Origin of the sequence: Trichococcus palustris (assembly GCF_900114465.1) — a bacterium.
Classification (GTDB): domain Bacteria; phylum Bacillota; class Bacilli; order Lactobacillales; family Aerococcaceae; genus Trichococcus; species Trichococcus palustris.
The window spans coordinates 74,232-100,898 of the sequence record NZ_FOTD01000002.1 but is presented as its reverse complement, the minus strand read 5'-3'; the positions used below and the strand labels follow the sequence as shown (position 1 = coordinate 100,898).

25 protein-coding genes, 1 tRNA gene and 1 pseudogene are annotated in these 26,667 nt (G+C 43.3%); 25 read left to right on the top strand and 2 right to left on the bottom strand.

The genetic code is table 11. The features are described from left to right. The first annotated feature begins 166 nt into the window (after window positions 1-166). The 12 genes and pseudogenes from atpB (at window position 167) to BM101_RS01750 (ending at window position 10,048) form a co-directional block, all read left to right on the top strand. The gene (atpB, locus tag BM101_RS01805; RefSeq protein WP_087030106.1) at window positions 167-883 is read left to right on the top strand and encodes a F0F1 ATP synthase subunit A; all 717 of its coding nucleotides are present in this window, start codon (window positions 167-169) and stop codon (window positions 881-883) included. A gap of 65 nt (window positions 884-948) precedes the next feature. Beyond that, window positions 949-1,161 carry a F0F1 ATP synthase subunit C gene (atpE, locus tag BM101_RS01800; protein ID WP_087030109.1) on the top strand — a complete coding sequence of 71 codons (213 nt, stop codon included), beginning with the start codon at window positions 949-951 and terminating at the stop codon, window positions 1,159-1,161. A 41-nt stretch (window positions 1,162-1,202) separates the two neighbouring features. Continuing rightward, complete coding sequence (gene atpF, locus BM101_RS01795; protein WP_177194323.1) at window positions 1,203-1,706, top strand: F0F1 ATP synthase subunit B; 504 nt, start codon at window positions 1,203-1,205, stop codon at window positions 1,704-1,706. Continuing rightward, complete coding sequence (gene atpH / locus BM101_RS01790) at window positions 1,699-2,256, top strand: ATP synthase F1 subunit delta (protein WP_087030115.1); 558 nt, start codon at window positions 1,699-1,701, stop codon at window positions 2,254-2,256. Before atpF ends, atpH begins: the two co-directional genes overlap by 8 nt. Window positions 2,257-2,277: 21 nt before the next feature. Next, a complete protein-coding gene (gene atpA / locus BM101_RS01785; protein ID WP_087030118.1) occupies window positions 2,278-3,789 on the top strand; it encodes a F0F1 ATP synthase subunit alpha in 1,512 nt (503 codons plus the stop codon). 39 nt (window positions 3,790-3,828) lie between these two features. Continuing rightward, window positions 3,829-4,749, top strand: a complete 921-nt coding sequence (locus tag BM101_RS01780) for a F0F1 ATP synthase subunit gamma (protein ID WP_087030120.1) — start codon at window positions 3,829-3,831, stop codon at window positions 4,747-4,749. Between the two features lie 20 nt (window positions 4,750-4,769). Further along, window positions 4,770-6,194 (top strand): F0F1 ATP synthase subunit beta, encoded by a 1,425-nt coding sequence (atpD, locus tag BM101_RS01775; RefSeq protein WP_087030123.1) that lies wholly within the window; start codon window positions 4,770-4,772, stop codon window positions 6,192-6,194. 1 nt (window position 6,195) lies between these two features. After that, window positions 6,196-6,621 carry a F0F1 ATP synthase subunit epsilon gene (locus tag BM101_RS01770; RefSeq protein ID WP_087030125.1) on the top strand — a complete coding sequence of 142 codons (426 nt, stop codon included), beginning with the start codon at window positions 6,196-6,198 and terminating at the stop codon, window positions 6,619-6,621. Between the two features lie 433 nt (window positions 6,622-7,054). After that, window positions 7,055-7,309 (top strand): DUF1146 family protein, encoded by a 255-nt coding sequence (locus BM101_RS01765; protein ID WP_322787170.1) that lies wholly within the window; start codon window positions 7,055-7,057, stop codon window positions 7,307-7,309. Window positions 7,310-7,430: 121 nt separating this feature from the next. After that, on the top strand, window positions 7,431-8,744 hold the full coding sequence (gene murA, locus BM101_RS01760) for a UDP-N-acetylglucosamine 1-carboxyvinyltransferase (protein WP_087030128.1): 1,314 nt from the start codon (window positions 7,431-7,433) through the stop codon (window positions 8,742-8,744). Window positions 8,745-8,806: 62 nt separating this feature from the next. Continuing rightward, a pseudogene (gene mreB, locus BM101_RS01755) lies at window positions 8,807-9,778 on the top strand (rod shape-determining protein MreB); the annotation flags it as partial. 90 nt (window positions 9,779-9,868) lie between these two features. After that, entirely contained in the window at window positions 9,869-10,048 is a 180-nt protein-coding gene (locus tag BM101_RS01750) for a DNA-directed RNA polymerase subunit beta (RefSeq protein WP_087030132.1), read from the top strand. 124 nt (window positions 10,049-10,172) lie between these two features. On the opposite strand, the gene clpP is transcribed toward BM101_RS01750, so the two are convergent. Together clpP and BM101_RS01740 are read right to left on the bottom strand one after the other, a co-directional pair. Next, the gene (gene clpP / locus BM101_RS01745; RefSeq protein WP_305727929.1) at window positions 10,173-10,784 is read right to left on the bottom strand and encodes an ATP-dependent Clp endopeptidase proteolytic subunit ClpP; all 612 of its coding nucleotides are present in this window, start codon (window positions 10,782-10,784) and stop codon (window positions 10,173-10,175) included. A gap of 222 nt (window positions 10,785-11,006) precedes the next feature. Further along, window positions 11,007-11,078: transfer RNA gene (locus tag BM101_RS01740), tRNA-Arg, on the bottom strand. A gap of 205 nt (window positions 11,079-11,283) precedes the next feature. Here BM101_RS01740 and BM101_RS01735 point away from each other — a divergent pair. The 13 genes from BM101_RS01735 (at window position 11,284) to smpB (ending at window position 26,565) form a co-directional block, all read left to right on the top strand. After that, window positions 11,284-12,384, top strand: coding sequence for an RNA polymerase factor sigma-54 (locus BM101_RS01735; protein WP_087030137.1), 1,101 nt, complete (start codon window positions 11,284-11,286; stop codon window positions 12,382-12,384). Between the two features lie 365 nt (window positions 12,385-12,749). Then, complete coding sequence (locus BM101_RS01730) at window positions 12,750-13,787, top strand: sugar-binding transcriptional regulator (RefSeq protein ID WP_087030140.1); 1,038 nt, start codon at window positions 12,750-12,752, stop codon at window positions 13,785-13,787. A 40-nt stretch (window positions 13,788-13,827) separates the two neighbouring features. Continuing rightward, entirely contained in the window at window positions 13,828-14,829 is a 1,002-nt protein-coding gene (gene gap, locus BM101_RS01725; RefSeq protein WP_087030142.1) for a type I glyceraldehyde-3-phosphate dehydrogenase, read from the top strand. Window positions 14,830-14,940: 111 nt separating this feature from the next. After that, window positions 14,941-16,131, top strand: coding sequence for a phosphoglycerate kinase (locus tag BM101_RS01720; protein WP_087030145.1), 1,191 nt, complete (start codon window positions 14,941-14,943; stop codon window positions 16,129-16,131). A gap of 26 nt (window positions 16,132-16,157) precedes the next feature. Continuing rightward, the gene (gene tpiA, locus BM101_RS01715; RefSeq protein WP_087030148.1) at window positions 16,158-16,913 is read left to right on the top strand and encodes a triose-phosphate isomerase; all 756 of its coding nucleotides are present in this window, start codon (window positions 16,158-16,160) and stop codon (window positions 16,911-16,913) included. Next, entirely contained in the window at window positions 16,913-18,445 is a 1,533-nt protein-coding gene (gene gpmI / locus BM101_RS01710) for a 2,3-bisphosphoglycerate-independent phosphoglycerate mutase (protein WP_087030150.1), read from the top strand. Before tpiA ends, gpmI begins: the two co-directional genes overlap by 1 nt. Window positions 18,446-18,539: 94 nt before the next feature. Beyond that, window positions 18,540-19,835, top strand: coding sequence for a phosphopyruvate hydratase (gene eno / locus BM101_RS01705; RefSeq protein ID WP_087030153.1), 1,296 nt, complete (start codon window positions 18,540-18,542; stop codon window positions 19,833-19,835). A gap of 288 nt (window positions 19,836-20,123) precedes the next feature. Beyond that, on the top strand, window positions 20,124-21,209 hold the full coding sequence (gene serC / locus BM101_RS01700) for a 3-phosphoserine/phosphohydroxythreonine transaminase (protein WP_087030155.1): 1,086 nt from the start codon (window positions 20,124-20,126) through the stop codon (window positions 21,207-21,209). Further along, on the top strand, window positions 21,209-22,378 hold the full coding sequence (locus BM101_RS01695; protein WP_087030158.1) for a phosphoglycerate dehydrogenase: 1,170 nt from the start codon (window positions 21,209-21,211) through the stop codon (window positions 22,376-22,378). Before serC ends, BM101_RS01695 begins: the two co-directional genes overlap by 1 nt. 151 nt (window positions 22,379-22,529) lie before the next feature. Beyond that, on the top strand, window positions 22,530-22,769 hold the full coding sequence (gene secG, locus BM101_RS01690) for a preprotein translocase subunit SecG (protein ID WP_087030161.1): 240 nt from the start codon (window positions 22,530-22,532) through the stop codon (window positions 22,767-22,769). Between the two features lie 194 nt (window positions 22,770-22,963). Then, window positions 22,964-23,722 (top strand): alpha/beta hydrolase, encoded by a 759-nt coding sequence (locus BM101_RS01685; protein ID WP_087030164.1) that lies wholly within the window; start codon window positions 22,964-22,966, stop codon window positions 23,720-23,722. Between the two features lie 2 nt (window positions 23,723-23,724). Further along, complete coding sequence (rnr, locus tag BM101_RS01680) at window positions 23,725-26,085, top strand: ribonuclease R (RefSeq protein WP_087030166.1); 2,361 nt, start codon at window positions 23,725-23,727, stop codon at window positions 26,083-26,085. 21 nt (window positions 26,086-26,106) lie between these two features. Then, window positions 26,107-26,565, top strand: a complete 459-nt coding sequence (smpB, locus tag BM101_RS01675) for an SsrA-binding protein SmpB (RefSeq protein ID WP_087030169.1) — start codon at window positions 26,107-26,109, stop codon at window positions 26,563-26,565. Window positions 26,566-26,667 lie beyond the last annotated feature (102 nt).

The following is a 26,667-nucleotide window of genomic DNA, read 5'->3' as shown; positions in this document are numbered from 1 at the left end:
TCAAACAGGTATGCAAAAAACTTATGAATAGCCACATATTGTGACTAAAGTATCGGGGAGACAACTGAAACAGTTGTCTACTTTACCGCGTCTTTTAATGATAATGGAGCATGAAATAGGTCTAGGTATAGCTGTTTTTTATTTGGATTGAAAAGAGGTGAACGTATTGAGAGCTGAATCAAAAGTCATACATCTTATGGGTTTGGGTTTCAGTTTGAATATCATAATCAGTGTGCTTGTAACATGTATTATTGTATTCTTGTTTTGTTTTATAGGCACCAGGAAATTAACTGTCCGGCCTTCTTCAAGAGGTCAATTGCTGATTGAATATTTAGTGGGTTTTATTCGAAATCTAATATCAAATTCACTGGATTGGAAAAAAGGACAACAATTTCACTTGCTTGGTTTTACGATATTCCTATTCATTTGGGTAGCGAATATGCTCGGTTTGTTTTTCATGCTGAATGTTGACGGCTACTCCTACTGGAAGAGCCCGACGGCAAGCCCCATTGTTACATTAGCATTGGCATTGCTTGTGGTTTTACTGACCCATTATTTTGGGGTGAAGGAACAAGGGTTTAAAGAATATTTCCTGAACAGTTATATTCGTCCGGTTGCACTGCTTATGCCGATTAAATTATTGGAAGAATTCACTACCATATTGACACTGGGCCTTCGTCTTTACGGAAATATTTATGCAGGTGAAATTTTGTTAGGATTGATAGCTTCGTTGGCAAACTCATATGGGTTGCTGACATGGGTTGTCGGGATACCACTGCAAATCGTGTGGCAAGGTTTTTCTATTTTTATCGGTTCAATTCAAGCGTTTGTTTTTACAACACTCACAATGGTTTATCTGGCGCATAAGATCGAGCATGAATAAGCCAGAATCAGGAGCATCACAAAAGAGCAGTTTATTACTTTTATAGGAAAAGGAGAAATATTATTATGAACTTTATAGGAGCTGCTATTGCGGTTGCCGGTGCAGCCATCGGCGCATCATTAGGAAACGGAAGGGTTATTTCTACTACGATTGAAGCGATCGCGAGACAACCAGAATTACAAAACAGATTACAGACTTTGATGTTTATCGGTGTTGGTTTGATTGAAGCAGTCCCTATCATAGCAGTTGTAATAGCCTTCTTATTGATTTTTCAATAATTAAAGAACGGTGAATTGAAACGACTACAGGAGGGATGAGAATGACAGCCAATCTCGTATTGGGAGAGATTACAGCCTTAGGCGATACTATCGTAACATTACTGTCATTTCTTATTTTAATGGCTCTCATCAAGAAGTTTGCATGGCACCCTTTGATGAAGGTCCTTACAGATCGAGAAGAAATGATTAATGCAAATATCGATAAAGCGGAAGTTGCTCGTGAAAAAGCTGAAAAGCAAAAAGCTGCTGCTGATGCACAGCTAAAAGAAGTGACAGCCAAAGCGAACGATATATTGACCCGTGCACAGGTTGAAGGCACTGAGATGCAACAACGGATCATCACAGAAGCCAAAGAAGATGCTATCAGAATCAAAGTGTTGACACAAAAAGAGATTGAACTGGAGAGAAAACAATCGCTTGAAAGTTTGCGTTCAGAAGTCGGGGCCTTATCCGTTGATATCGCTGGGAAAATAATTGACAGAGAGATTAACCAAAGGGATCAAAATACATTGATTGAAAAATTCATTGAAGGGCTGGATGAATAATATGGGCAAAGAGGGGAATTCAACTTCTTCATTGAAAGCCTATGTACAAGCCTATTTTAGTGATCTGGATCATTCAAAAAAAGCTGAGAAGATTCATGTTGAATTAAATCAGCTAAAAGAATTGGTAAATATCTCCGTTGCGCAAGTCGGCAGTGGCGATCCGTCGCAGTCCGACCGCGCAACACAAGAAAGTTTACAACAGGCTGTTAAATATCTATCCAAGGAAACACTGGAATTTTTAGCCGGATTGGATGAAAAAGTAACCACTGAAGGTATTTTGACTTCCATTGAAGAATTTAATGCGATTTATGAGAACAAAGAAAAATTTGTAAATGTTACATTGACTTCAGCTGTATCGCTATCCGAAGATCAAAAATTACGGATTCTCAAGAAATTCCAAACAAAAGTTGGCGAAGCGACAATCTTCGTCAAAGAAAAAGTGGATCCGGATGTAGTTGGTGGGGTTCGCTTAGAATCGGAAAACCATTATTTTGATAATACAATCGTTACAAAGCTGAAAGAAATGAAAAAACATATCATACAAGATTAATAGGTTGAAGAGGTGAAAAATGTGGCTACTGTAAAGGAAGATTTAAGTTCTTTAATTAAGCAAAGAATTGACTCTTTTCAATCTGTATCAGGATTTGAAGAAATAGGTAAAGTTACCTATCTTGGGGATGGGATTGCCCGTGCCAAGGGTCTGGAAAATGTAATGTCCGGAGAATTGCTGGAATTCAGTAATGGATCAATCGGTATGGCGCAAAACCTTGAAAAAGAAGACGTCGGGATTATCATTTTTGGAGCTTATGAAAATATTCATGAAGGCGATATCGTCAAACGTACCGGAAAGATTATGCAAGTTCCTGTAGGGGAAGCCTTGATCGGCCGTGTTGTTGATTCGTTGGGCCGTCCGGTGGATGGTCAAGGAAACATTGAAACGACAGGCATGCGCCCCGTTGAATTTCCTGCACCAGGTGTAATGGATCGTCAATCTGTACGTGAGCCTATGCAAACGGGGATTAAAGCGTTGGATGCACTTGTGCCGATTGGCCGAGGACAACGGGAATTGATTATCGGTGACCGCAAAACCGGCAAAACCAGCATCGCAGTAGATGCCATTCTGAATCAACGCGGCAAAGATGTCATTTGCATCTATGTAGCGATTGGTCAAAAAGAATCTACGGTCCGTAATTTAACGGAAACGCTGAAGAAACATCATGCGATGGATTATACCATCGTCGTTACGGCTAGTGCTTCTCAATCCGCACCGATGCTGTACATTGCACCTTATGCTGCGACTGCGATGGCGGAGGAGTTCATGTATAACGGCAAACATGTTTTGATCGTTTACGATGACCTGTCTAAACAGGCGGCGGCATACCGTGAAATGTCCTTGCTTTTGCGTCGTCCGCCAGGCCGTGAAGCTTACCCAGGGGATGTTTTCTATTTGCACTCCCGTTTATTGGAACGTTCCGCAAAATTGAACGATGCTTTAGGTGGAGGATCCATCACATCCTTTCCGATTGTCGAAACACAAGCAGGCGATATAGCTGCCTATATCCCGACAAACGTAATCTCGATTACCGATGGACAGATATTCTTGGAAAGCGATTTATTCTTCTCCGGCGTTCGTCCGGCGCTATCTGCCGGGTTATCTGTATCCCGTGTTGGTGGTTCGGCTCAAATCAAAGCAATGAAGAAAGTATCCGGTACACTCCGTATCGATTTGGCAAGTTATCGTGAATTAGAAGCCTTTACACAGTTCGGTTCTGATTTGGACTTATCTACGCAAAAACGCTTAAGCCGTGGTCGTAGAACAGTTGAAATCCTAAAACAAGACCTGCACAAAACGCTTGAAGTCGAAAAGCAAGTCATTATCTTATATGCCTTGACCCATGGTTTCATCGATGAGGTTCCGGTCCAAGATATTGAGCGTTTTGAACGTGAATTATTCAGCTACATGCATTCAACCTATCCGAAACTGATGCAAATCATTATAGATACAAAAGATTTGCCGCCTACGGAAGAATTAGATGCAGCTTTGGGTTCGTTTGCAGGTATTTTTGTTCCCCATGCTGAGTAAGTTAGCTGCGGTTTGAACGATGAAGATTGAGGTGAAAATATGGCAGCGTCTTTAATAGACATCCGGAAGCGAATCGCTTCCACAAAAAAGACAAGTCAAATTACAAGTGCCATGCAAATGGTGTCCGCTTCCAAATTGATACGTGCAGAGCAAAAAGTAAGAGGATATCAACTATATGCAGCGAAGATCCGCGAAATCGTTACGCATTTAGCCAGCTCTCAACTTTCATTTCTGGAGGAACACGGACGTAAGGTTTCTGGTAATCAAGACTTAATTGACTTTCATGATATGTTGATTGAGCGTCCAGTCAAAAAGACTGGTTATCTGATTGTATCTTCTGATAAAGGCTTAGCCGGAGGTTATAATACCTCCATCTTAAAGGCGACGAAACAAATGTTTGCAACAGACCATGAATCGAAAAATGACTATGTTGTTCTTTCGGTCGGCGGAGCGGTTGCGGATGACTTAAAAAAGAATGGTATCGAAGTACCGTTCGAAATCAGAGATTTAGGAGATCAGCCTGCCTTTGAAGAAGTGCGCGATATTGTTATGAAAGCTGTTGAAATGTACCGTAATGGTGACTTTGACGAATTATATGTTTGTTACAATCATCACGTTAATGCCCTGATATCAGAGTATCGTGCTGAAAAAATGCTGCCTTTGACCGATTTGGATTCTCATGAAGCCGTCGGATATGCAGTGGAATATTTATTTGAACCCACCAAAGAAGATATTTTGGAGATTCTGCTTCCTCAATATGCGGAAAGCTTGATTTATGGGGCAATTATTGACGCCAAAGCATCAGAACATGCGGCCCGTATGACTGCGATGAAGAGTGCCACAGATAATGCGACAAACATAATTAGTGATTTGACAATCAAATATAATCAGGTAAGACAGACAGCAATCACACAGGAAATTACGGAAATTGTTGGCGGAGCTTCTGCATTAGAAGATTGACAAATGGGAGGAATAAAAACATGAAAAAAGGTCATATCGTACAAGTAATTGGGCCAGTAGTAGACGTTGGCTTCCCATTGGAAGTAGGGGTTCCGGATATTCGCAATGCCCTAGTTGTACAAAAAAGTGACGCTGAAGGTAAAGAAAATACAATCATTTTAGAAGTTTCTTTGGAACTTGGGAATGGTATCATCCGCGCGATTGCAATGGAATCGACGGATGGATTGCAAAGAGGGATGGTCGTAACCGATACAGGTGCACCGATTCGGGTCCCTGTAGGGACAGAAACTTTAGGTCGCGTCTTCAATGTATTGGGAGAGGCAATCGATTTAAAAGAGGATTTCCCAGCGGATTTTCGTCGCGAATCCATCCATAGAAAAGCACCAACGTTCGATCAGTTAAGCAGTAACTTCGAAATATTGGAAACAGGCATCAAAGTTATCGACTTGTTGGCTCCTTACTTGAAGGGCGGGAAAATCGGATTGTTCGGTGGTGCCGGAGTAGGCAAAACCGTACTGATTCAGGAACTGATCCATAACGTAGCGGAACAACACGGCGGGCTTTCAGTCTTTACCGGTGTCGGGGAACGTACCCGCGAAGGGAATGACTTGATCCATGAAATGGAAGAATCCGGGGTAGGCAAAAAAACGGCCATGGTATTCGGACAAATGAATGAGCCACCGGGTGCGCGGATGCGTGTTGCTTTGACCGGGTTAACGATGGCGGAACATTTCCGTGATGAAGAAAAACAAGATGTGCTATTATTCATCGATAATATTTACCGGTTTACCCAAGCTGGTTCGGAAGTATCCGCCTTGTTGGGCCGTATGCCTTCCGCAGTAGGGTATCAACCAACGTTAGCGACTGAAATGGGACAATTACAGGAACGTATCAGTTCTACAAAAGATGGTTCGATCACATCCATTCAAGCGATTTACGTGCCCGCGGATGACTACACCGATCCAGCGCCGGCAACTACATTCGCCCATCTGGACGCGACGACGAACTTGGAAAGAAAGTTGACCGAACAAGGGATTTATCCTGCCGTTGATCCATTGGCTTCTTCATCCAGTGCTTTATCGCCTGAAATCGTAGGGGCAGAACATTATGAAGTTGCGACACAGGTACAACGCATTTTGCAACGTTACCGTGAATTGCAGGATATCATCGCTATTTTAGGTATGGACGAACTTTCCGATTCGGAAAAAATAACCGTTAACAGAGCGAGAAGAATCCAATTCTTCTTATCCCAAAACTTCCATGTGGCTGAATCCTTCACCGGTATTCCAGGCTCATACGTTCCGGTCAGCGAAACCATCCGTGGTTTCAAAGGGATCGTCGAAGGCAAGTATGACGGCGTTCCAGAAGAGGCTTTCCGTAACGTTGGAACGATCGAAGAAGTATTAGCAAAAGCGAAAGACCTAGGGTATGAAGGAGGCGAATGAAATGGCATTCTTACAAGTTAATGTTGTGACGCCTGACGGTACCGTCTTTAAGCACCGTGCCAAGCAAGTGAGTGCGAAAACGACGGATGGTGGCATTACAATTTTGCCGAATCATACACCTATCATTGTTCCTTTAGCCATTGCAGACTTGATAGTTACAAGAGTAACTGATGACAATAGTGAAAATCACATAGCTGTAAACGGCGGCATCATGGAAGTCCGTGATAATGCTGTGAACATCATTGCGAACAGTGCAGAACGCGAGAAGGATATTGATATTGACCGCGCTGAAATTGCGAAAGAACGTGCCGAAAGAAAAATGGCAGAAGCCCGCAATATCAAGAACGAAAAAGAATTCCAGCGTGCCCAAATCGCACTTAACAAAGCTATTAACCGTATCGGTGTTTCAAAAAACAGATCAAGATAAAAAAGTGAGGCCACGGCTTTTTATACGAAGGCTGCCAAAATTTTTTGAACGTTCTAGCTTACTGCTAGGGCGTTTTTTTTTTTTGAGGATGAACAGCTGGGAAATGCGCGAAAATCCGCTTTCGATGCTGTAAACTGTAGTTGGGGGATTTTTTTGGGGCTTGGCCTGACCTGTTGCCGCAGACCTGGAGCTTTTTTTCATGCCCTAAGCTCACTTGTTTCGGATGCAGGGATGCCATTCGCCAAATTGGCGGAATGAATTATCTAATAGAATTAACCTGCAATTTCATTCCGTAACATTGAAACATATTATTATACAGCATCGGGAAAAGTTTTGTAAACGTTTTTCTCATGGAATTTTTACTGTATTCGTCCATAAAAAACGCCAACTTGGTTTTTTTTTCAAAATATTTATGTTAGTATAGTTTGAGAATATGGGAGGAGTGCAGCAAGTGGACATGGTACTATTTAACGGCGTGATGGTATTGCTCTCTCATATGTTATTTATTTTTATTTCTTTTTGGTCTTTGAAGGCCATCAGAATTGAAAAATGGATAAAGAAAGGGCACATACGCGAAGCTAGGGTGCTCTATTTATTTCTGTCGATTGCACTAGGTTATACGGTAAGCACTTTTCTTTTGGCGTTTGTTATGGCCTCAAGGAATATCAGTTATTTACTGTTTCAATAGTTATTATTGATGAATTGCTCGAATCAAGACATTTAACTTTAAACAACAAGCTATCATTTTGATAAAAACGATGTATACCAAATATAAAGGGCACATGATGTGACTTTCGGAGGGATTTTTAATGGAAAAGATAATTGTTCGCGGCGGTAATCGCTTGGAAGGAACAGTTAAAGTTGAAGGCGCAAAAAATGCGGTGCTGCCTATCTTGGCTGCAACGCTATTGGCTAGTGAAGGACAATCAGTTCTGACGAATGTTCCGATACTATCTGATGTTTTTACGATGGATAATGTATTGAAACACTTAAACGTGGCAATTGATTTTAATGAAGAAGAAAATACCGTCACAGCAGACGCTTCCGGGGACATCAATTTTGAAGCACCTTTTACCTATGTAAGTAAAATGCGTGCATCGATTGTTGTGATGGGGCCGCTTTTGGCGCGTTTAGGACATGCCAAAATCGCATTGCCAGGCGGATGCGCAATCGGAACGCGACCGATTGATCTGCATTTGAAAGGCTTCGAAGCAATGGGAGCTGAAATCAAAATCGAGAACGGATTTGTTGAAGCAAAAGCAGATAAATTAATAGGGGCGCGTATTTATTTGGACTTTCCAAGCGTGGGTGCAACACAGAATATTATGATGGGTGCAACACTGGCCGAGGGCACAACGACCATCGAAAACGTAGCCCGCGAACCGGAAATTGTCGACTTGGCTAACTTCCTTAACCGGATGGGTGCAAAAGTTGTCGGCGCCGGTACGGAAACGATCCGCATCGAAGGTGTTCCTTCATTGAAAGGAACAGACCATTCCATCATCCCGGATCGGATTGAAGCTGGGACATTCATGATTGCAGCAGCCGTTACGAACGGAAATATCTACATCGAAGATGCGATCGCCGATCACAACAAACCGCTTATCTCGAAACTAAAGGAAATGCATGTAGCTTTCCAAGAAGACGAGAACGGCATCCGTGTCATTGGACCGAAATATTTGAAAGCGACAGATGTGAAGACTATGCCGCATCCTGGATTCCCGACGGACATGCAATCGCAAATGACGATTGCGCAACTGGTATCACAAGGGACAAGCACGATGACCGAAACCGTATTTGAGAATCGTTTCATGCATTTGGAAGAACTGCGCCGCATGAATGCGGATTTCAAAATTGAAGGGCAAACCGTCCTTCTGCACGGGAATACCGAACTTCAGGGTGCTGAAGTAGCTGCATCTGATTTACGCGCTGCGGCTGCATTGATCATCGCAGGTTTAGTCTCTGAAGGTTATACGCGCGTCACCAATCTAAAACATTTAGACCGCGGTTATTATGAATTCGATAAAAAATTACAAGCGTTGGGTGCGGATGTTGAACGCATCGACGAAACGGAAGAACAAAGATTAGCTGCAACTGAGATTGAGGCATTATTCGTAAAATAACATTATAATGATGCGATATGGGAAATAAATCAATATAAATGCATGTTTGAGAGGAGATCAACGTGGCCAGAGATATAGGAATCGATTTAGGGACTGCAAATGTACTGATACACGTTAAAGGGAAGGGCATCGTATTGAACGAACCTTCCGTTGTTGCAATTGACACAAAGACCGGCAAAGTTTTAGCGGTTGGGGAAGAAGCTTATTTAATGGTTGGACGTACACCGTCAAACATTAAAGTCATTCGTCCGTTGAAGGGCGGGGTCATCGCTGACTTCGACATCACGGAAGCGATGTTGACGCATTTTATCGACCGGTTGAATGTGAAAGGATTTTTGACAAAACCAAATATTTTAATTTGTTGTCCGACTAACATTACAACGATCGAACAGAAAGCGATCATCCAAGCTGCTGAAAAAAGCGGTGGGCGCAACGTTTATTTGGAGGAAGAACCCAAAGTGGCTGCTGTTGGTGCGGGATTGGATATTTTTCAACCGAACGGCAACATGGTCATCGACATGGGCGGCGGTACGAGCGACATAGCGGTGCTTTCACTGGGCGGCATTGTAACGAGCAGCTCCATCAAAACGGCCGGGGACAAGCTGGATGCCGACATCATGAACTATGTCAAAAAAGAGCATAAGCTTTTAATCGGTGAAAGAACATCCGAAAAAATAAAAATAACGATCGGGGCAGCGCTACCTCCTGAAAAAGATGAAATAATGGAAATACGCGGCCGTGATATGGTGACGGGCTTGCCGAGGACAATCTCCATCACGTCCATCGAAATTTACGGAGCGATGCATGAAACGCTGATGCTGATCGTGGAACAAGCGAAAGAAGTGCTTGAAACGACACCGCCAGAACTTGCTGCCGATATCATCAACACAGGTATTGTAGTAACTGGTGGTGGAGCGCTGATAAGAGGGATCGAAAAGTTATTCTCGGATGAATTGAAAGTGCCTGTATTTTCTGCTGAAAAACCGTTGGATGCAGTCGCGCTTGGAACGGGCGTTTTATTGAATAATATCGATCAGAAAAATCGTCCCGCAAATTCCGTTTCCGGCATACTCATGCGGTTGCTGCACAACCTAAAAAATAGAAAAGGAAGATAGGTGACTGCGATGAAGTTTGATTTTAAACCCGTAGTTTCAACTTTGATGCGGGTTTTGATTTTCTTGCTATTGGCAAGTATCCTTTTCTCTGCCGGGCTGATGGTCGGTTATGGAGTGCTTGGTGATGGCAATCCCAAGCTTGTTTTCGAGAAGCAAACGTGGGAACATATTTTGAATTTCATACGCTAAGGAACAGTCATCGCAAAACTGTTTTTCCAAATATGAGTAGGCAGGAGCTAAAACGGTTCCTGCCTACTTTTTTGCGGAACAAAAAAAAGAGAGGCAGGACAAATGTCCTAGTCTCTCTGGATTCTTATTTCAATGATTTGGAGTTTACCATTACATCATCGATTAAACCATATTCTTTTGCTTGTTGAGCAGTCATGTAGTTATCGCGGTCTGTATCGCGTTCGATGACTTCCATCGGTTGACCGGTACGGTCAGCCAAGATTCTGTTCAAACGTTCTCTCGTTTGGAGAATATGGCGAGCTGCGATTTCGATTTCAGTAGCTTGACCTTGAGCTCCGCCAAGTGGTTGGTGAATCATGATTTCAGCATTCGGTAAAGCGAAACGTTTGCCTTTTTCGCCAGCCGTCAACAAGAAGCTTCCCATTGAAGCTGCCATACCCATTGCGATTGTTTGGACATCCGCTTTGATGAAATTCATTGTATCGTAGATGGCTAAACCGGCAGATACGCTGCCGCCAGGTGAGTTGATGTAAATGTAGATGTCTTTTTCTGAATCTTGTGCGTCCAAGAAAAGTAATTGTGCGATAACAGCGTTTGCTGTATCGTCATCAATCGGTCCGCTCAACATGATGATGCGGTCTTTCAGTAAACGTGAGTAGATATCATAGGCACGTTCGCCGCGGGATGATTGTTCAATGACTGTAGGTATTAAATTCATATATGTTTCCTCCTCGATATTACTGATTGATCAAACCTTGCTTTACATTGTCCATTTTAACTCATTGGTCAAAAAAGGTCAATGATATTGTTCGCTGATCAACGCCGTTTTCGGAACGGCTAAGTATACCTAAATCATATAGGTTCCCCGGCTGTTTGTCTAAAAATAAGCATTCAATGCAAAAAACTTCCAGTAAGGTTTCCCTCGCTGGAAGTTTTTTTTACAAGACTGCTGGAAATACGTCTCCTGAGGGAATCGAACCCCCATCTCAAGAACCGGAATCTTACGTGATATCCATTACACCAAGGAGACATGCAACATTTGTAATTATAGCGGATGATGGGATAAAATTCAAGCATTATTTCTAAATATATTGCTTCAGACGGTAAAGGCTGATGGCTTCTGATGGATTTTGGAGGCAGAAGCAGTTCAGAAAATGGCGGCATTGGTGTGACAGCGTTTCCAATCGGCTGTTAATTGTGCTAAAATAGTTTTGAGAAGAGAGGAGTGAGTTGCTTTGGCCACGCTATCAGATAAACAGTCAGAAGAAAAAAAACAGGAACAGGATGCTGTGGAACTGATTCAGTTAAGCAATGATGAACTGATTTCATTTCTGCAGCAAAAAGCCTTAGGTAATCCATTGATGGAAGTGAAGATAAACAAAGAATTTGATGCCCGTGCAGGAGTCGAAAGGCCGGTGATGTATCATCCTGATAAAGATGATACGGATGATAGGGCATCGTTGATGGAACAAATTCCAGAGGCGATGCCGACGCTGGATACTTTTTTGTTGGAGCAAATTCATTTAACGATGAGGGACACTCCTCTAAGGGATTTAGTCATATTTTTGGTGGAATTCATCAATCCAGAGGGGTATGTAACGATAGATTTACACAAGGCTGCCGAGATGAATCAAGTGGAGGACATCCAGATGCTGGATGCTTTGACACTGATGCAACAACTGGATCCCCCTGGCATCGGGGCGAGGAACCTGCAGGAATGTCTGCTGCTTCAGACGGAGAGGGATGAGCAATCTCCTGCAATAGCCTATTATATCTTGGAGTCGTTCTTCGAGGAACTGACCAATAAAGATTGGTCCGGTATTGCGGAAAAAGCAGGGATTACGGTGGAAGAAGTGAAGGCCGTCTTCCATTATGCGCAAACGCTGAATCCCAAACCTGGTGCAAGCTACAGCGAAAATATCTCGGTGTACGATCGGCCGGATCTTTATCTGCAAGAAGCCGATGGACAAAATATCGTGAAATACAATGAACTGGGATTTCCGTATATTGTTTATCAAAAAGAATATTATGAAGATATGCTGGAGCTTGAAGATGACGATGTCCGGATTTTTTTGGATGAGAAGAAGGCTGAATGGGAAATCATCAGAAAAGAGATGCATGAACGGAAAGAGACCTTGCTGAAGGTGGCTGAAGCCTTGGTTGAGACACAAGCAGAATTCTTTGCGCATAAAGGCGATCTGAATCCGGTTGATATGGATGCATTAGCCGTGCGATTGAATAAATCGAGTGAATATATCAGAATGGCGGTTCAAAATAAGAAGATTGAGACGGAACGCGGCACATTTCCCCTCCTTTTTCTCTGCGGGGAGCTTTGATTTGGAAATTTATTTGCAATCAAAGCGAATATATGCGGAAACATAAACATTTAAGGGACGGTTTAAGTCCCGTTGGAAAAGGCTGACCTGTCAACATTTCTGGAAGCGATTATCAAAATAACGTCGGTGGCAGGATGTCGTTCGTGACATGTTGAACGAACGACATCTGCCTTAGAATGATTTTATTTGTTAAAAAGCTTGAAACGTATTGATTTTACTGATAAAATAACAATGTAAGAACGGAAGAAGATAGACCTAAAATAAAAAATGTTTACGTCCAGACTATCTCTCCTATTTTAAGATGCGAGGGTCACTTTGTGACACAACGGGTCGAAGAGTGACCATGTGTATAGAAGAGGGGTTTTATGGAAGAGTCTATTTCAGTCTTGCAACAAGTTGTTCCGGATATTATGACTGTTTTAATTAACCGGTATCATATTTTACGAAGTATTAACATGTATGCCCCGGTTGGGAGACGTATCCTCTCGGAAAAAGTTTCTTTATCCGAAAGAACGTTACGGACGGAAACGGATTTTTTGCGGAAGCAAGGTTTGCTTTCCAGTTCTCAAAGTGGCATGCAATTGACCCCAAAAGGGGAAAAAGTTTATCTTGAACTGGAACTCTTTATGGGGATTTTGTTCAAGATGAATCCCAAAGAAAAGGCGTTGGCTGATTATTTAAATATTCAGTTTTGCCGGATTGTGCTAGGCGACAGCGATCTGGATGCAACTGTTTTGGATGAGATGGGGAAAGAGGCTTCGAAAGGGCTGAATATGCTTCTGCCTGCAGGCGACTATATTGTTGCTGTGGCGGGCGGGAATACGATGGCTCGTGCGGCAGCTCATTTTTCGCCGGAATTATCGGGGAACAGAAAATTTGTATTTGTACCGACGCGCGGGGGATTAGGCGAATCGATGTCCATTCAGGCCAACAGCGTGAGTGATCTGATGGCCCAATCCGTCGGCGGAGAAAACATGGCGCTTTTTGTTCCGGACAATCTGAGTGAGCAAGCCTATGCAACCATGAAATCCGAACCGTCCATCAAGCATACCTTAGAGGTTATGAAAAAAGCGAATTGCTTGTTATACAGTATCGGTAATGCTAAAGTTATGATGGATCGACGGAAAATGTCGCCGGAGGAAATAGCATTTTTGAACGAAAAAAATGCAGTCGGCGAAGCCTTTGGTTGTTACTTCAATGAGAACGGCGAAATCGTCTATCGATTATCCCGCTTCGGTCTTCAAATTGAAGAAATTGATAAGATACCTTATGAGATGGCCATCGCAGGAGGTCAATCGAAAGCCAAGGCAATTAAAGCTTTTATGAAACTTGCACCACATCAAACATGGCTGATTACAGATATGGGTGCAGCTAATCTGATTTTAAAAGGGATTACCCTTTAAAATAAAAAATTTTTGATTATCCTAAGGAGGAAATCTCAGTATGACAGTAAAAGTTGGTATTAACGGGTTTGGACGTATCGGACGTTTGGCATTTCGCCGTATTCAAGAAGTAGAAGGAATCGAAGTTGTGGCAATCAATGACTTAACAGATGCAAAAATGTTAGCTCATTTATTGAAATATGATACAACTCAAGGAAGATTCAACGGAGACGTTGAAGTTCACGATGGTTTCTTCACTGTAAACGGAAATGACATCAAAGTGTTGTCACAACGTAATCCAGCGGAACTTCCATGGGGAGAACTTGGCGTTGAGTTCGTATTAGAATGTACTGGTTTCTTCATGAGCAAATCAGGCGCACAAGCACATATCGATGCAGGTGCTAAACGTGTTCTATTATCTGCTCCAGCAGGAAGCGACGTTAAAACAATCGTTTATAACGTTAACCATGACGAATTGAATGCTGATGATATCATCGTTTCAGGTGCATCTTGCACAACTAACTGCTTGGCTCCAATGGCTAAAGTATTGAATGACGAATACGGAATCATCGAAGGCTTGATGACTACAATCCATGCTTACACTGGCGACCAAAACACTTTGGATGCTCCACATCCTAAAGGTGACTTCCGTCGTGCACGTGCTGCTGCAGAAAACATCGTACCTAACACAACTGGTGCTGCTAAAGCTATCGGCGATGTATTGCCTGAATTGAAAGGCAAATTAGATGGAGCTGCTCAACGTGTTCCAGTTCCTACCGGTTCATTGACTGAATTAGTGACTGTATTGGAAAAAGCTGTAACTGTTGAAGGAATTAACGCTGCTATGAAAGCTGCTGCTAACGAATCTTACGGCTACACTGAAGACCAAATAGTTTCTAGCGATATCGTAGGCATTAACTTCGGTTCATTATTCGATGCAACACAAACTAAAGTTATGACAGTTGGAGACAAACAATTGGTTAAAACTGTTGCTTGGTACGACAACGAAATGTCTTATGCTTCTCAATTGGTACGCACTTTAGTACAATTTGCTAGCTTATAAGATCAACTCTTTCATATCTGAAAGTTAAATCGTACAAGATAACGAAAAGCGGTGAGGCAACGCGCTTCTCCGCTTTTGTTATGTGAATACTACTCTTTAGGAGGCTACAAAATGGTAAAGAAAGTTGTAACTGACTTGGCTGTATCCGGTAAAAAAGTATTGGTTCGTGCCGACTTCAATGTTCCTATGAAAGACGGTGTCATCACAAATGACAACCGTATCGTTCAAGCGTTGCCTACAATCAAATATTTGATTGAAAACAATGCAAAAGTAATCTTATTCTCACATTTGGGCAAAGTGAAAACGGAAGAAGACAAAGCGAAATTGTCTTTGAAACCTGTTGCTGATCGTTTAGCTGAATTGCTAGGCAAAGAAGTGACGTTTGTTCCTGAAACACGTGGGGAAGCATTGGAAAATGCTATCGCAGCATTGAAAGATGGAGATGTTTTAGTATTCGAAAACACTCGTTTTGAAGATGTTGACGGTAAAAAAGAAAGCAAAAATGATCCTGAATTAGGAAAATACTGGGCAAGCCTTGGCGATTTGTTCGTCAATGATGCATTCGGTACAGCTCACCGTGCGCATGCTTCAAACGTGGGTATCGCTTCTAACCTTGAAAGTGCTGCCGGATTCTTGATGGACAAAGAAATCAAGTTCATCGGTGGTGCAGTAGACCAACCCGTTCGTCCTTTCGTTGCCATCTTAGGTGGAGCAAAAGTCAGCGACAAAATCGGTGTTATCGAACACTTATTGAACAAAGCCGATAAAGTCATCATCGGTGGCGGAATGGCTTATACATTCATGAAAGCACAAGGACTAGAAATCGGTAAATCCCTTTTGGAAGCTGATAAAGTTGACTTGGCTAAAGAATTGTTGGCACGTGCCGGCGACAAATTAATTTTACCGATCGATGCGAAAGTTGCTCCTGAATTCAGCAATGATGCACCAATCACAATCGTGAAAAACGCTGATTTCCCAACTGATCAAATGGCGTTGGATATCGGACCTGCTTCAGTAGAATTGTTCACCAAAGAACTTCAAGGTGCAAAAACAGTTGTATGGAACGGACCTATGGGCGTATTCGAATTATCAAACTTTGCTGGCGGCACAATCGGTGTCTGTGAAGCAATCGCTAAACTTAAGGATGCTGTAACAATCATCGGTGGCGGCGATTCCGCAGCTGCAGCAATGCAATTAGGCTTTGCTGATGATTTCACGCACATCTCAACAGGTGGCGGAGCATCTTTGGAATATCTTGAAGGTAAAGAATTACCTGGTGTAGCATCAATTTCTGACAAATAAGCAACCTATCTTAAGGAGTGATTATATTGCGTAAACCGATTATTGCCGGTAACTGGAAAATGAACAAAACAGCTAAAGAAGCACAAGCATTTATCGAGGCTGTCAAAAATAAGATTCCTGCTTCTGATAAAGTAGAAGCTGTTATTGGATCACCGGCTTTATTTTTAGAAAAAATGGTATCAGATACAGAGGGGACAGATTTGAAAGTTGCCGCGCAAAACTGTTACTTTGAAGAAGAGGGTGCCTTCACAGGTGAAATCAGCCCGAAAGCTTTAGGGGACTTAGGCGTCGACTACGTCATTATCGGCCACTCTGAAAGACGTGAATACTTCCACGAAACAAATGAAGACATCAATAAAAAAGCACATGCGATTTTACGCAATGGCATGACTCCAATCGTTTGCTGCGGCGAAACGTTGGAACAACGTGAAGCAGGCGTAACAAATGAGTGGGTTGCAGGCCAAATCACTGCAGCTTTGAAAGACTTGACTGCAGACCAAGTGGCAAACCTGGTCATTGCCTATGAGCCAATCTGGGCAATCGGAACAGGCAAATCTTCTACAGCTCAAGATGCGAATGACACTTGCGGCGTAGTACGCGCAACTGTTGCATCAATCTACGGCCAAGAAGTTGCTGACAAAGTTCGCGTTCAATACGGCGGCAGCGTTAAACCTGAAAACATTGCAGAATACATGGCTGAAGAACATATTGATGGCGCGTTGGTCGGTGGTGCTAGTTTAGTTCCTGAATCATTCTTAGCATTATTGGAGGCTATTAAATAATGAGTAAAAAACCGGTAGCAATAATTATTTTAGACGGTTTCGGCTGGAGAAACGAAATGATGGGCAATGCGGTTAAGCAAGCCAATAAACCGAACTTTGACCGTTATTGGAACGATTTTCCGCATGCAACGATGCTGGCTTCCGGATTGGCTGTGGGACTGCCTGAAGGACAAATGGGTAATTCCGAAGTGGGACATACCAACATTGGTGCCGGACGAGTTGTCTACCAAAGCTTGACAAGAATTGACAAAGCCATCCTGGATGGCGAATTCTTAACGAACGAGGCGCTTGTCGGCGCTTACGGTCACGTTACTGAAAATGATTCTGCCTTGCACCTTTTCGGATTGCTTTCTGATGGTGGCGTACATAGCCATATCAACCATATCATTGCTTTGATCAAGAGCGCAAAAGAAAAAGGCGTAAAAAAACTTTACCTCCATGCTTTCCTTGATGGCCGCGACGTGGATCCACACGCTGCACCAGGCTACATCGAAACGGTAGAAAAAGCGATGCAAGAAATCGGATTGGGCGAAATCGCGACTGTATCAGGTCGTTACTACGCTATGGACCGCGACAACCGTTGGGAACGTGTTGAATTGGCATACAATGCCATCGCACACGGCGAAGGCGAAAAATTTGAATCTGCGCAAGCTGTTGTAGAAGCAAGCTATGCAGATGGCAAAACGGATGAATTCGTCTTGCCGACTGTCATCGTTAAAGATGGCAAACCAGTAGGTCCATTGAAAGACAATGATGCTATCATTTTCTTCAACTTCCGTCCTGACCGTGCGATTCAATTGTCGAACGCGTTCACGAATGAAGAATGGAGCAACTTTGAACGCGGAGAACGCGCCAAAAATGTGAAATTCGTGACGATGACGAAGTATCAAGATACAGTCATTGCAGATGTTGCATTCAAGCCGATCCCGATGACGAACGTTTTGGGTGAAGTTTTGGCACAACATAAACTTTCACAACTGCGTATTGCGGAAACTGAAAAATATCCGCATGTCACTTTCTTCATGAACGGTGGCCGTCATGAACCGTTCGAAGGCGAAGGACGTATCCTTATCCCGTCGCCAAAAGTTGCAACCTATGATCTGCAGCCTGAAATGAGCGCTTACGAAGTCGGTGATGCGTTAGTAAAAGAAATCAATGACGACAAATATGACGCCATTATCTTGAACTTCGCGAATCCGGATATGGTAGGCCATTCAGGTATGCTGGAACCGACAATCAAAGCGATTGAAGCTGTTGATGAAAATCTTGGCAAAGTCGTTGATGCCATCTTGGCTCACGATGGATACGCCATTATTTTCGCCGACCACGGCAATGCGGATACAATGGTTACGGAAGAAGGCCAAGCGCATACGGCACACACGACGGTACCTGTACCGGTTATCGTGACGAAGAAAGGTGTCGCTTTGCGCACCGATGGGAAGCTGGCTGATGTAGCCCCAACCATGCTTGATTTATTGAACGTAGAAAAACCGGAAGAAATGACAGGCGAATCGCTTATCGTAAAAGGCTGATCCCATCGGGTTGGCTCTTGCATAAGTCGAGGAAATTGTCTAAAATGATACTTGGTAAAACAAGTAATTCAGTCAACTAAAAGGAGAGAACAAAATGCCATTTATTACAGAAATTTTAGCTAGAGAAGTATTAGATTCACGCGGTAACCCAACAATCGAAGTAGAAGTTTTCACAGAGAGCGGAGCTTTTGGACGCGGAATGGTTCCTTCAGGAGCATCAACTGGTGAACACGAAGCCATCGAATTACGTGACGGCGACAAAGCTCGTTACCTTGGCAAAGGTGTTTTAAAAGCTGTTGAAAACGTAGATATCATTGCAGATGCTTTATTAGGTTTCGATGTACGTGACCAAATGGCAATCGACAAAACAATGATCGCATTGGACGGCACACCAAACAAAGCTAAATTAGGCGCAAATGCTATCTTGGCAGTATCTATCGCAGTTGCTCATGCAGCAGCAGATTACTTAGATCTTCCTTTATACCAATACTTAGGCGGATTCAATACTAAAGTTTTACCGACTCCAATGATGAACATCATCAACGGCGGATCTCATGCTGACAACAGCATCGACTTCCAAGAATTCATGATCATGCCTGTAGGAGCTCCTACATTCAGAGAAGCTCTACGTATGGGTGCTGAAGTATTCCACGCATTGGCTTCAATCTTGAAAGCTAAAGGCTACTCAACTGCTGTAGGTGACGAAGGCGGATTCGCTCCTAACTTGGGTTCAAACGAAGAAGGCTTCGAAGTTATCATCGAAGCTATCGAAAAAGCTGGCTATGTACCTGGTAAAGACGTTGTTCTTGCTATGGATGCTGCTTCTTCAGAATTCTACAACAAAGAAAAAGGTGTTTACGACTTAGCTGATTCAGGCGAAGGCGAAAAGACTGTTGACGAAATGATCGAATTATATGCTAACTTAGTTGAAAAATATCCACTTATCTCAATCGAAGATGGCTTGGATGAAAATGACTGGGATGGCTTCAAACGTTTGACTGCTCGTTTAGGCGACAAAGTTCAATTAGTAGGTGACGATCTATTCGTTACAAACACTGAAAAACTGAAACAAGGTATCGAAAACGGCATCGCTAACTCAATCCTTATCAAAGTTAACCAAATCGGTACTTTGACTGAAACATTCGACGCTATCGAAATGGCTAAAAAAGCTGGCTACACTGCTGTTGTTTCTCACCGTTCAGGCGAAACAGAAGATGCTACAATCGCTGACATCGCAGTAGCTACAAATGCTGGCCAAATCAAAACTGGTTCATTGAGCCGTACAGACCGTGTTGCTAAATACAACCAATTATTACGTATCGAAGACCAATTAGGTGACGTAGCTGTATACCAAGGACTAGATGCATTCTACAATTTAAAAAACAAATAATTAAAATTCGTTAAAAATACAGATGCAGCTTGGAATGCATTTGTAAAATAATGACCGTCAGACACAACCTGATGGACCATAAGGAAATAGCCCAGCTGCTTGGAACAGCTGGGCTATTTTTTTGGCCAAAAAAGCGTATGTATGAGGGTCTGAGGCTGTTCCTGACATGCAGGCGTTAAAATATTCTGAAATTAGCATTTTAGCCTTTCAATAAAAATGTAATCTGATATAATTAGATTAAATTCTTATTAATAATTAATGAGGAAAAGTACATAAGGGGGAGTTAAGATGAAAAGAGCTAGAAATTTTTCAGCTGGTCCGGCCATTTTACCGGAATCAGTATTGGAGATTGTGCAAAAAGAAATGTTATCTTATAGGGACAGCGGAATGTCAGTAATGGAGATGAGTCATCGCTCCTCCTTATTCGAAAATATCATTGAAGAAGCAGAACAGTTACTGAGAGAATTAATGGGTATTCCCGAAGGCTATAAAGTGTTATTTTTACAAGGTGGAGCAAGCCTGCAGTTCGCAATGGCGCCGATGAATTTAGTCAAAACCGGTAAGGTAGGGTACATCAATACAGGATCATGGGCTAAAAAAGCGATATCCGAAGCGAAAATCTTAGGCGTTCCACACATCGATGTGTTGGCAAGTTCTGAAGGTGATGGCTTCACGCACATCCCGGAGATCCCAGCGGTGGATGAAGCCTATGATTATATCCATATCACAACAAACAACACAATCGAAGGGACTGCGTTCCAAACCATCCCTCGTTTTGTGAATGCACCGATTGTTGCAGACATGTCATCAAACATTTTATCGAACTTATATGATGTGAATGATTTTGGCTTGATCTATGCAGGCGCACAAAAGAATATCGGTCCTGCAGGATTGACGATCGTCATCGTCAAAGAAGACTTGATCCAGACGGAAAAAACATTGCCTAGCATGTTGGATTACCGTACGCATATCAAAAATGATTCCCTTTACAACACACCGCCAAGTTTTGCAATCTATGTCGCTAAATTAGTCTTTGAATGGTTAAAAGATTTAGGTGGCGTTACTGAGATGGTCAGACAAAATGAGGAAAAAGCAGGTTTGCTTTACCGTACCATCGAGGAATCATCTATCTTTACTTCCCCGATTGCCGTCGATTCACGTTCCATCACCAATATTCCTTTTGTTACAGGGGATAAGGATTTGGATGCGAAGTTCGTCAAAGAAGCAACCAATGCCGGTTTCCTGAACCTGAAAGGTCACCGTTCCGTCGGCGGGATGCGCGCAAGTATCTACAATGCGTTCCCTTATGAAGGCGTAAAAGAATTGACAGAATTCATGAAAGCATTTGAAGCGAAAGAGGGGAAATTTAAATAATGTTCCATATTAAAACATATAACGCAATCGCAAACGAAGGCTTACGCCTTTTAGATAAAGACCAATATGCTCTAAATCTGGGCGATGATCCAGACGGCATCATTTTAAGAAGCGAAAAATTACATGGCATGGCATTCCCTAAAAGCTTGAAGGGTATCGCCCGTGCAGGGGCTGGGGTAAACAATGTACCCGTTGAAGCCTGTTCTGAAGCCGGTGTTGTCGTTTTTAACACACCCGGAGCAAATGCCAACGCAGTAAAAGAAATCGTTTTAGCCGGCTTGATTATGGCTTCCCGTCCCATCAAAGAAGGGATGGAATGGGTCCAAACATTGAGTGGGGATGATGTTGAGAAACAAGTCGAAAAAGGCAAAAGTAAATTTGCGGGTACTGAAATATCCGGTAAAACATTGGGCATCATCGGTTTGGGTGCAATCGGCTCGCTGATCGCAAACGACGCATACCGTTTGGGAATGGAAGTAATCGGTTATGATCCATATGTCTCAGTGGAAACAGCATGGAACATCTCACGTCGTGTTCAAAAAGCCCAATCCATTGCAGAAATATTGGAAAAAGCGGATTACATCACAATCCATGTGCCAGTTACTCCAGATACGCTTGGTATGGTAGATGAAGCATTCATTGAACAAATGAAGCCGGGTGCGGTTCTATTGAACTTTGCGCGTGGAGAACTTGTTAAAAACGATGCCATCATTGCGGCCGTCAACGAAGGGAAAGTCCGTAAATACGTAACCGATTTTGCTGATGAAGCGTTACTGCATAACGAAAACATCCTTGTATTCCCGCATTTAGGTGCATCAACCGAAGAAGCAGAAGTGAACTGTGCCATCATGGCAGCCCAAACATTGAAGTATTTCTTGGAGACCGGGAATATCGTTAATTCCGTCAACTTCCCGACCGTCGATGTCGTTATGCAATCGCCTATCCGTTTAGCGATCATCAATAAAAACGTTCCGAATATGGTTGGCCAAATGTCATCTGATTTAGCCAAACACTTCATCAACATTGAAAATATCATCAACAGAAGCAAAGGGAATTACGCTTATACAATCATTGACATCACAGAAACAGAGACGCACTTACTGGATCAAGTCGTTGAAGAGATCAAACAAATTGATGGCATCGTAAACATCCGTGTGATCAGAAAATAATAAAGGGTTTGTTCCTGCGTGATTTGGAAACAAGGACCGCAATGTGTGAAAACAAATGGTATGGCCGCTATCCTTTTTCAAAATTGCTAGTAAAGGCAAACATTTTATGCTAAAGTAAAGTGTAGAAAATTATTAAAGGGAGGTCCATCCTTTGTCTTTATACGATGTACTATTAACCGCCCTGCTGATTGTTTCGGTGCTGCTTACTATTGTTGTGTTGATGCAGCCATCAAAAACAAATGCTGCCAGCTCACTTACTGGGGGAGCGGAACAATTATTCGGTAAACAAAAAGCAAGAGGTTTTGAAGCTGTTTTACGACAAATCACAGTCGTTTTGGGTGCGTTATTCATTATACTGGCCACGGCCTTAACGTATTTGTCATCAAAATAAAAAATTGCAGGCAGAAATCATCGTGTTGATTTCTGCTCTTTTTTTATTTTATTTTAGAAGTGCTGTTCCCGTTTCAGCGGAAATTATATAAAAGATGCTGATTGCTCAAAATATTATGCTTAGAAGATCAGATATATTAGGCTTTTAACTGAAAATACAGTAAAATGAAGATGAATGGAGTGGGGATGACTTAAATGAAAGCAATTAATTTACCGAGACCCTTTTTTTTTGAAAGCGGAGAAAAAGCTGTTTTGTTGTTGCATGCCTATACAGGAAGTGCAAATGATATGCGCCTGCTTGGAAGAGAACTGGAACGAAATGGATATACCGTCTATGCGCCCAATTTTACGGGACATGCAACGGAACGGTTTGAGGATATCCTTGATTTAGGGAGTCCTGAAGTTTGGTTTGCAGATGTGATGCGTGCGAAAGAAGAACTGCTCAAGCGAGGGTACAAAAACGTTGCCGTCTTTGGTCTTTCGATGGGCGGCATCATGGCGGCCAGAGCATTGGAAACGGGGGCGTTCGTCGGCGGGGGATCATTCAATTCGCCGATATTCAAAATGGGCGAATCAAATGTGCCAAAAATGTTCATGTATTATGCAAGAACGTTCAAGAAAAAAATGGATACGCCAAATGAAGTGATCGAGCAAGAATTGGATGCGATGAAACCGAAATTGGCCAATCAATTGCGCAACATGGATGACTTCACCGACATTATCCAAAATGATCTGGACAAGATTACCGTTCCGTATTATATAGCCCAATCAGGAAAAGATGAAATGATCGATTCGGATTGCGGGGAAATGTTAGCGGAACATCTGAGGAATACAAATGTAGATTATAATTGGTTTCCGGAAGCTACACATGTCATTACGATCGGTAAGGACCGAAAAGAATTTGAATTGACTGTATTGGACTTTTTAAGCCGATTAAACTGGAATGAGGGATAAAGATGAGAAAACTGGATCAAATACAAAATGATGTTCTTGCCTATTTTCAAGAGAATGCCTCAAAAAGCATGTCACTGAAACAAGTAAGTGAAGCCTTGGGATACACAGCGTCCGATGATTTCAAAAGCCTGGTAAAGGTCTTTGCACAACTGGAGCAAAGAGGGGTGCTGGTGTTGAACAAAACAGGGCAATTCCGTTTGCAAGAGACGCGCAGCACGCTGACAGGGACTTTCCGCAGCAATGACCGCGGCTTCGGCTTTGTGACGATCGATCCGAATGAAGCGGATGTCTTCATCCCGCGCGGCCGCACAGGCAGTGCCATGGAAGGCGATACGGTCGAAATAAAAGTGACGCGGGAAGCTGATCCTTTGGCAGGAAAGGGCGTTGAAGGGGAAGTCATAGCCATCTTGACGCGCAAATCCAATCAGGTTGTCGGTGTATTCACCCCCTATGATTCCGATAGACGGGAAGAGACCGGCTATCTGGGCTTCGTCATTCCGCAGGACACCAAAATCAGTAACATCGTCGTCTACATCAAACCGGAAGGGATTCATCCGGTCGAAGGCAGTGTCTGTCTCGTGGAAATCACGAGTTATCCTACCGCTAAAAACCCCGTCAAAATGGAAGGCTTGGTAACGAAGGAAATTGGGCACAAAGACGCTCCCGGTGTGGACATTTTGGCGGTCCTGTATAAATTTGGCATCCCGACCGAATTCCCGGCAGATGTCATGGCGCAGGCGGAAGGCATTCCGTTGGAAATACCTGCGGAAGAAGCGGCCAACAGACGAGATCTGCGGGGAGAACGGATCGTTACGATCGACGGCGCGGATGCCAAAGATTTGGATGATGCGATTTCATTGAAAATATTGGAGAACGGCCATTATCTACTAGGCGTCCACATCGCGGATGTCTCGTATTATGTAACGGAAAATTCGCCGATCGACAGGGAAGCGTACGAACGCGGAACCAGCGTTTATTTGACCGACCGCGTTGTACCGATGTTGCCGCAGAAACTTTCCAACGGCATCTGCTCCCTGTTGCCGCATGAAGACCGCTTGACGTTGACATGCGAAATGGAAATGGATGCAGACGGCGAAGTCATCGCCTATGATATCTTCCCGAGTATCATCGAATCGAAACAAAGGATGACCTACACGGATGTCAATGCCATCTTAATGGATCACGATAAAAAATTGCGCGAAAAATACAGCGAATTTGTGCCGATGTTCGAGGAGATGGCGGCGCTTCATGAAATTTTGTTGAAAAAGAGGCAAAAGCGCGGAGCCATCGACTTCGAAACCGATGAAGCGAAAATAATCGTCGACGAAAACGGACATCCGCTCGATATCTATGTTCAGGATCGCGGCGTCGGAGAGCGGCTGATCGAATCGTTCATGCTGAGCGCGAACGAAACCATCGCCCACCACTTCACGAAGGCAAAATTGCCGTTCATCTACCGGGTCCACGACCAGCCGGATCCCGTTAAAATGTTGCGTTTCCTGGAGTTTGTGACCACCTTCGGGATATTGGTGAAAGGCACCCATGAGAACGTCAAGCCAAAACAACTGCAGGCCGTATTGGAAAAAGTCAAAGATGAGCCCTATGAAGCGGTCGTCTCGACAATCTTGCTGCGCAGTATGCAGCAAGCCAAATATGACGTTACCCCGATCGGACACTATGGTTTGGCCGCGAAGGATTACACCCACTTTACCTCGCCGATCCGCCGTTATCCCGATCTGATTGTGCACCGTCTGATCCGCGTCTATGGCAAAGGGACAGAGGACGCCAAATTAATGGGTGAGTGGGAAGCAAAATTACCTGACATCGCTGTCCAAAGTTCGCAGATGGAACGCCGCTCCGTCGATGCCGAGCGTGAAACGGATTCCCTCAAGAAAGCCGAATTCATGCTGGATAAAATCGGCCAGGAATTCGAAGGCGTCATCAGCTCCGTCACGAAATTCGGTATGTTCGTACAGCTACCGAATACGGTCGAAGGGCTCGTGCATATATCCAAAATGAACGAAGATTATTTCAACTACATCGAAAGCCATATGCTGTTGATGGGTGAACGCACGGGCGTCATCTACCGAATCGGTCAAAAGGTAAAAGTGAAGGTGGAAAACGCCGACGTAGCGACGCGAGCCATCGACTTTTCACTGATTATCGACAAGGAAAAACAGCCTACGCAAAGTGACCTTGATCTGGTGAAGCAAATCAGGGCAAAGGCTCCGAAAGCCAAGAAGAGAAGACCGGGTGCGGCTGAGGAAGCTGGACAAGGCAAGAAAAAAAATAAAGCCAAAGATCCTTTTTATTCGCACCAACATAAGAAAAATAAAGGGAAGACGAGTAAAAAAAGTAAGTAAATGAAATGAAGGTGCCAGTCTATGCCAAAAGGCGAAGGGAAAGTATTAGCTCAAAACAGAAAAGCGAGCCATGATTATGCGATCATCGACACGCTGGAAGCGGGGATGGTTTTGACCGGGACGGAAATCAAATCCATCCGCGGCGGGAAAATCAACCTGAAGGATGGGTACGCCACCATCCGTAATGGGGAAGTTTTTCTGCAAAATGTACACATCAGCCCGTTTGAACAAGGGAATATCTTTAACCATGATCCATTAAGGACCCGGAAATTACTGTTGCACAAGAAGCAGATCGCATACCTTGTGAACGAAACGAAAACAACGGGCGTCACCTTGGTCCCGCTGAAAGTTTATTTGAAGAATGGCGTTGCCAAAGTATTGATAGGCCTCGCAAAAGGTAAGAAGAACTATGATAAACGGGAAGCGTTGAAACAAAAAGATGTGAAACGTGAAATGGACAGAGCCTTGAAAGAAAGATAACAGCCGCTGATCGTGACGCAAGAAAAAAGTAGAAGAGAAGGAGCCGGAAGCCGATGTCCAACATCCCTTCCAGCTCCTTTACTTTCAACCTAATTTGAACAA

Coding starts and splice junctions, on each gene's coding strand:
- atpE (WP_087030109.1), top strand. CDS start 949: ATGAACTTTATAGGAGCTGCTATTGCGGTTGCCGGTGCAGCCATCGGC.
- atpF (WP_177194323.1), top strand. CDS start 1,203: ATGACAGCCAATCTCGTATTGGGAGAGATTACAGCCTTAGGCGATACT.
- atpH (WP_087030115.1), top strand. CDS start 1,699: ATGAATAATATGGGCAAAGAGGGGAATTCAACTTCTTCATTGAAAGCC.
- BM101_RS01780 (WP_087030120.1), top strand. CDS start 3,829: ATGGCAGCGTCTTTAATAGACATCCGGAAGCGAATCGCTTCCACAAAA.
- atpD (WP_087030123.1), top strand. CDS start 4,770: ATGAAAAAAGGTCATATCGTACAAGTAATTGGGCCAGTAGTAGACGTT.
- BM101_RS01770 (WP_087030125.1), top strand. CDS start 6,196: ATGGCATTCTTACAAGTTAATGTTGTGACGCCTGACGGTACCGTCTTT.
- BM101_RS01765 (WP_322787170.1), top strand. CDS start 7,055: ATGGGAGGAGTGCAGCAAGTGGACATGGTACTATTTAACGGCGTGATG.
- murA (WP_087030128.1), top strand. CDS start 7,431: ATGGAAAAGATAATTGTTCGCGGCGGTAATCGCTTGGAAGGAACAGTT.
- BM101_RS01750 (WP_087030132.1), top strand. CDS start 9,869: ATGAAGTTTGATTTTAAACCCGTAGTTTCAACTTTGATGCGGGTTTTG.
- BM101_RS01730 (WP_087030140.1), top strand. CDS start 12,750: ATGGAAGAGTCTATTTCAGTCTTGCAACAAGTTGTTCCGGATATTATG.
- gap (WP_087030142.1), top strand. CDS start 13,828: ATGACAGTAAAAGTTGGTATTAACGGGTTTGGACGTATCGGACGTTTG.
- BM101_RS01720 (WP_087030145.1), top strand. CDS start 14,941: ATGGTAAAGAAAGTTGTAACTGACTTGGCTGTATCCGGTAAAAAAGTA.
- gpmI (WP_087030150.1), top strand. CDS start 16,913: ATGAGTAAAAAACCGGTAGCAATAATTATTTTAGACGGTTTCGGCTGG.
- eno (WP_087030153.1), top strand. CDS start 18,540: ATGCCATTTATTACAGAAATTTTAGCTAGAGAAGTATTAGATTCACGC.
- serC (WP_087030155.1), top strand. CDS start 20,124: ATGAAAAGAGCTAGAAATTTTTCAGCTGGTCCGGCCATTTTACCGGAA.
- BM101_RS01695 (WP_087030158.1), top strand. CDS start 21,209: ATGTTCCATATTAAAACATATAACGCAATCGCAAACGAAGGCTTACGC.
- BM101_RS01685 (WP_087030164.1), top strand. CDS start 22,964: ATGAAAGCAATTAATTTACCGAGACCCTTTTTTTTTGAAAGCGGAGAA.
- rnr (WP_087030166.1), top strand. CDS start 23,725: ATGAGAAAACTGGATCAAATACAAAATGATGTTCTTGCCTATTTTCAA.
- smpB (WP_087030169.1), top strand. CDS start 26,107: ATGCCAAAAGGCGAAGGGAAAGTATTAGCTCAAAACAGAAAAGCGAGC.